Origin of the sequence: Kitasatospora sp. NPDC091257, assembly GCF_044757675.1 — a bacterium.
Taxonomy (GTDB): domain Bacteria; phylum Actinomycetota; class Actinomycetes; order Streptomycetales; family Streptomycetaceae; genus Kitasatospora; species Kitasatospora lactacystinica.
In genome coordinates, this window is sequence record NZ_JBIVVI010000635.1 from 1 (window position 1) to 5299 (window position 5299).

The following is a 5299-nucleotide window of genomic DNA, read 5'->3' on the forward strand; positions in this document are numbered from 1 at the left end:
CCCCCGGGAGGCGTCCCGGGGGCCCGTGGCGTTTCAGAGCCGGATGGCGAGGACCTGGCCCGGCCAGACGCCGTCCGGCCGCTCGACCTCGAAGCCCTCGGTCTCGGTGAAGCCGAGCGCCCGGTACTGGGCGACCAGTCCGCGGTCGGCGCCGGCGTAGCAGTCCACCCGGAGCAGGCCGATGCCGCGGCGGCGGGCCTCCTCCACCGCGTCGGCGATCAGCGCGGCGCCGATGCCCGAGCCCTTGCGGGTGCGGTCGGTGACCAGGTTGCGGACGAACAGCTCGCGCTCGGCCACGGCGGGGACGTACGCGCCGCGCTCCTCGGACAGCACGCAGGAGCCGACCGTGCGGCCCCGGTCGTCCACCGCGAGACGGATCAGGAACGGCTCGGCGCCGTACTTCGCGATGTGCTCCACCCGGGCCGGGTCGGTGCTGAAGGGCCGGTCGCCCCACTGGCCGGTGCGGCCGCGGCCGGCCAGCCAGGCCACGGCGCCGTCGAGCAGGGCGAGGACGTCGGGGATGTCCTCGGGGCCTCCGGTGCGGATCTTCACGCCGCTGGAATCGATCATGGATCCGTTCTATCCCGAACCGGGGTGCGCGGGAAGATTGATCCATGAGGTTGTTCGTGGCGGTGCTGCCGCCCGCAGAGGCGCTGCAGGGGCTCGGCGACGCGGTCGCACCGCTGCGGGAGCTGCCCGGGGCGGAACGGCTGCGCTGGACCGGCGTCGAGGGCTGGCACCTGACCCTGGCCTTCCTGGGCGAGGTGCCGGCCGAGCGGCTGCCGGAGCTGGCGGCGGGCCTGGACGCCGTCGCCGAGGTCCACCCGGTGCACCGGCTGCGGATCGCGGGCGCCGGGCGGTTCGGCGACCGGGTGCTCTGGGCCGGGGTCGAGGGCCGGACCTGGGCGCTGCGCCGGCTGGCCGACGCCGTCACCGCGGCCACCGCCGAGGTCACCGGGGCGACCGACGACTACGCCTTCCACCCGCACCTCACCCTCGCCCGGGCCGGCTCCTCGCGCGGCCACCGCAGGGCCGTGCGGCGGGTCGCGGCGGCCGAGCTGGACGGCCTGGTGGCGGCGCTGGCCGACTACCGGGGGCCGGAGTGGGACGCCACCGGGCTGCACCTGGTGCGCAGCGACCCGGGCGGCGGCTCCGTCCACTACGAGTCGCTGCGCTCCTGGCCGCTGGCGGACTGGGGCTGAGGCCCCCGGGGGGCGGTTCCGGGACCGGGGCCGCGAGGTCCGGGGACGGCCCCGGGAAGGCCCGGGGCCAGGGCCCGGGAGGAGTCCGGGGCGGGCCGGAGGTACGCTCGATGACCGTGGATCCCAAGACTCGTATGCGCATCGTCTCCGGCACCCTGGTGCTGATGCTGGTCGTCGTGCTGATCAGCTCGCTGGCCGGCCGCTAGGGCGGCCCCCGGCCCGGCCCCGGAACGGCGAGAGGGCCACCGCCCGTCGGCGGTGGCCCTCGGCCGTGTCCTCGGGGGACCGGTCAGACCTGCGCGAGCTGCTCGACCACGTGGTCGATGCAGTGGGTGAGCGCCTCGACGTCCGCCGGGTCGATCGCCGGGAACATCGCGATGCGCAGCTGGTTGCGGCCCAGCTTGCGGTACGGCTCGGTGTCCACGATGCCGTTGGCACGCAGTGCCTTGGCGACCGCGGCGGCGTCCACCGACTCGTCGAAGTCGATGGTGCCGACCACCTGGGAGCGCTCGGCCGGGTTCGCCACGAACGGGGTGGCGTAGGCGGACTTCTCGGCCCAGGAGTACAGCCGGGACGAGGAGTCCGCGGTGCGGGCGACCGCCCAGTCCAGCCCGCCGTTGCCGTTCAGCCACTCCAGCTGGTCGGCCAGCAGGAAGAGGGTGGAGAGCGACGGGGTGTTGTACGTCTGGTCCTTCGACGAGTTGTCGATGGCCGTCGGCAGCGAGAAGAACGGCGGGATGTAGCGGCCGGAGCCGGCGATCTCGGCGGCGCGCTCCAGCGCGGCCGGGGAGAAGGTCGCCAGCCACAGGCCGCCCTCGGAGGCGAAGGACTTCTGCGGGGCGAAGTAGTAGACGTCCGTCTCGGTGATGTCCACCGGCAGGCCGCCGGCGCCCGAGGTCGCGTCCACCAGGACCAGCGAGCCCTCGTCCGCGCCCACCGGACGCCCGATCGGCATCGCGACGCCGGTCGAGGTCTCGTTGTGGGTGAGCCCGTAGACGTCCACGCCGGCCTCGGCGACCGGCAGCGGGTGGGTGCCCGGGGCGGTCTTGATCACGGTCGGCTCGCCGAGCCACGGCGCGGCCTTGACCGAGGAGGCGAACTTCGAGGAGAACTCGCCGAAGTCCAGGTGCTGGGACTTCTCCCGCACCAGGCCGAAGGCGGCGATGTCCCAGAAGGCGGTGGAGCCGCCGTTGCCGAGGACGACTTCGTAGCCGTCCGGCAGCGAGAACAGGCTGCTCACGCCCTCGCGCACGCGCTTGACCAGGTCCTTGATCGGGGCCTGGCGGTGCGAGGTGCCGAGCAGGGAGGTCTGGGTCGCGGCGAGGGCACTCAGGGCCTCGGGGCGCACCTTGGACGGTCCGCAGCCGAAACGGCCGTCTGCGGGCTTGATGTCAGCGGGGATCTGGATCTGAGCCACACGCGCAGCCTACCGGCCGGAGGGTTCGGCGGGGTACGGCCGTCCGCCCGCTGAGACCGTGATCACTGTTGCTCGGAGGCGGGCCGCAGACAGGCGGCAGCGGGCCCGGCCGGAGCCGGACCCGCTGCTCAGGGGCACTGTCCGGACGCTCGTCCGGTATCCCCGGGGAGGGGATCAGCGGACGATGGCGTCCCAGCCCTCGATCTCCTCGGGGCGGCGCGGGCCGGGGCCGATGTAGCGCGCGGAGGGGCGCACGAGCCGGCCCGTGCGCTTCTGCTCCAGGATGTGCGCCGACCAGCCGGCGGTGCGCGCGCAGGTGAACATCGAGGTGAACATGTGCGCCGGGACCTCGGCGAAGTCCAGCATGATGGCGGCCCAGAACTCGACGTTGGTGGCCAGCACGCGGTCGGGGCGACGGTTGTGCAGCTCCTCCAGCGCGGCCTTCTCCAGCGCCTCGGCGACCTCGAAGCGCGGCGCACCGAGCTCCTTGGCGGTGCGGCGCAGCACCCGGGCGCGCGGGTCCTCGGCGCGGTAGACGCGGTGGCCGAAGCCCATCAGGCGCTCGCCCTTGTCCAGGGCGTTCTTGACCCAGGCGGTCGCGTCGCCGGTGCGCTCGATCTCCTCGATCATGCCGAGCACGCGCGACGGCGCGCCGCCGTGCAGCGGGCCGGACATCGCGCCGACCGCGCCCGAGAGGGCGGCCGCGACGTCGGCGCCGGTGGAGGCGATGACCCGGGCGGTGAAGGTGGAGGCGTTCATGCCGTGCTCGGCGGCCGAGGTCCAGTAGGCGTCGACGGCCTTGACGTGCTTCGGGTCCGGCTCGCCCCGCCAGCGGATCATGAACCGCTCGACGACCGTCTCGGCCTTGTCGATCTCGCTCTGCGGGACCATCGGCAGGCCCTGGCCGCGGGCCGACTGGGCGACGTAGGACAGGGCCATCACGGCGGCCCGGGCGAGGTCGTCGCGGGCCTGCTCGGCGTCGATGTCCAGCAGCGGCTTGAGGCCCCAGACCGGGGCGAGCATGGCGAGTGCGGACTGCACGTCGACCCGGATGTCGCCGGAGTGCACGGGGATCGGGAACGGCTCGGCGGCCGGCAGGCCGGGGTTGAACTTGCCGTCCACCAGCAGGCCCCAGACGTGGCCGAAGGAGACGTTGCCCACCAGGTCGTCGATGTCGACACCGCGGTACCGCAGGGCGCCGCCCTCACGGTCGGGTTCGGCGATCTCGCTCTCGAACGCGACGACTCCCTCAAGCCCGGGTACGAAATCGGACATGCGACGGCTCCCTCAGTTCTGTGATCGGCGCTCCGCCGTGGTGGGGCGGCGCACCAGTGACCGAATGGTGTTTGGCACTCGGTGCCAGAGTGACAGGCACGGGGTGCATTGCGCCATACACCACCGTGGTGATGTTTCCCGCGGGCCCGCTCGACGTGCCCGCCGGAGGGGCCGGTCGCGCCCGGGGGAGCGCCGGAACCCCTGCGATCCCGGGAACCAAACGCCTTGTTCCGGACAATTCCCCACGGGGCGGGCGGTCAAGCGGCGGCGGGTCACCTCATCTCCCACCGGGGTTTGTCCGGAGGTAGCGGCGCCCGTTGCTTGTCGTACGGGATGATGTTGGCGTGCAGACCCCGGATCGCGCCCAGTCGACGCCCCCGAGCCCCGCCAACCGGACCCTGGCCGACGAGGCCCGCCCCGGACCGGACCTCACCGTGATGCGCAAGCACTACAGCCACGAGGGCCTGGTCGAGGAGCGGCTCGCGCCCGAGCCGATCGGCCAGTTCACCCGCTGGTTCCACGAGGCGGACGACGCCGGGGTGGTGGAGCCCAACGCCATGGTGCTCTCCACCGCCGACGCCGAGGGGCGGCCCAGCTCGCGCACCGTCCTGCTCAAGGGCTACGACCTGCGCGGCTTCGTGTTCTTCACCAACTACGGCTCCCGCAAGGGCTCCGAGCTGGCCGCCAACCCGTACGCGGGGCTGCTCTTCCCGTGGATCGCGCTGGCCCGCCAGGTGATCGTCCAGGGCCGGGTGGAGAAGGTCGGCCGGGACGAGACCGCCGCCTACTTCCGCACCCGCCCGCACGGCTCCCAGTTGGGCGCCTGGGCCAGCGAGCAGTCCAGCCCGGTCGGCGGCCGGGAGGTCCTCGAACAGCGCTACGCCGAGCTGGAGCGGCGCTACCCGGAGGGCGAGGGCGTGCCCGTCCCGCCGTTCTGGGGCGGGTACCGGGTGGTCCCGCAGAGCGTCGAGTTCTGGCAGGGCCGGGAGAACCGGCTGCACGACCGGCTCCGCTACGTCGCCGACCCGTCCGGCCCGACGGGGTGGCGGGTGGAGCGGCTCTGCCCGTGATCCCTTCGGCCCAAAGGCTCCGCGCGGCGTCCGCGCGGAGCTGATGGACCGTCATCCGTCCGGTAGGATGCCCGTCGCGGACCTGGGCCGATGCAGCTCCGGCCGGCGGCCCGCCGTGCCGACACGATCGAGTGAGGGACTGAGTGAGGGACTGATGGGCGTCACCGGTGCGGGAACCGCCGCTGGACTCGGCTCTGACCTGGTCGACGTCGCCGCCCTGCCGCTCGACGAACTCGACGCCCTGCCCGACACCGTCCTCGGTGACCTGCTGCGCCGGGTGGTCGCGGACGATGGTCGGTGTACAGGTCGCGCTCGAACTCGAAGCACGGCTGCTT

The 5299-nt window shown here is 73.5% G+C and carries 5 protein-coding genes and 1 pseudogene; 3 read left to right on the forward strand and 3 right to left on the reverse strand.

All coding sequences use genetic code 11. The annotated features are described in order from the left end of the window. Nucleotides 1-33 precede the first annotated feature (33 nt). Nucleotides 34-570 (reverse strand): GNAT family N-acetyltransferase, encoded by a 537-nt coding sequence (locus tag ACIQOV_RS26115; protein ID WP_401052406.1) that lies wholly within the window; start codon nucleotides 568-570, stop codon nucleotides 34-36. Between the two features lie 44 nt (nucleotides 571-614). Between ACIQOV_RS26115 and thpR the strand changes: the two genes are divergently transcribed. Beyond that, a complete protein-coding gene (gene thpR / locus ACIQOV_RS26120; RefSeq protein ID WP_401052409.1) occupies nucleotides 615-1202 on the forward strand; it encodes an RNA 2',3'-cyclic phosphodiesterase in 588 nt (195 codons plus the stop codon). Nucleotides 1203-1491: 289 nt separating this feature from the next. On the opposite strand, the gene serC is transcribed toward thpR, so the two are convergent. Both serC and ACIQOV_RS26130 read right to left on the reverse strand, forming a co-directional pair. Then, the gene (gene serC, locus ACIQOV_RS26125) at nucleotides 1492-2619 is read right to left on the reverse strand and encodes a phosphoserine transaminase (protein WP_401052412.1); all 1128 of its coding nucleotides are present in this window, start codon (nucleotides 2617-2619) and stop codon (nucleotides 1492-1494) included. Between the two features lie 174 nt (nucleotides 2620-2793). Further along, nucleotides 2794-3894, reverse strand: coding sequence for a citrate synthase 2 (locus ACIQOV_RS26130; protein ID WP_387691571.1), 1101 nt, complete (start codon nucleotides 3892-3894; stop codon nucleotides 2794-2796). 437 nt (nucleotides 3895-4331) lie between these two features. Between ACIQOV_RS26130 and pdxH the strand changes: the two genes are divergently transcribed. Together pdxH and ACIQOV_RS26140 are read left to right on the forward strand one after the other, a co-directional pair. Then, the gene (pdxH, locus tag ACIQOV_RS26135) at nucleotides 4332-4964 is read left to right on the forward strand and encodes a pyridoxamine 5'-phosphate oxidase (protein ID WP_380538477.1); all 633 of its coding nucleotides are present in this window, start codon (nucleotides 4332-4334) and stop codon (nucleotides 4962-4964) included. 154 nt (nucleotides 4965-5118) lie between these two features. Beyond that, a pseudogene (locus ACIQOV_RS26140) lies at nucleotides 5119-5299 on the forward strand (hypothetical protein); the annotation flags it as partial.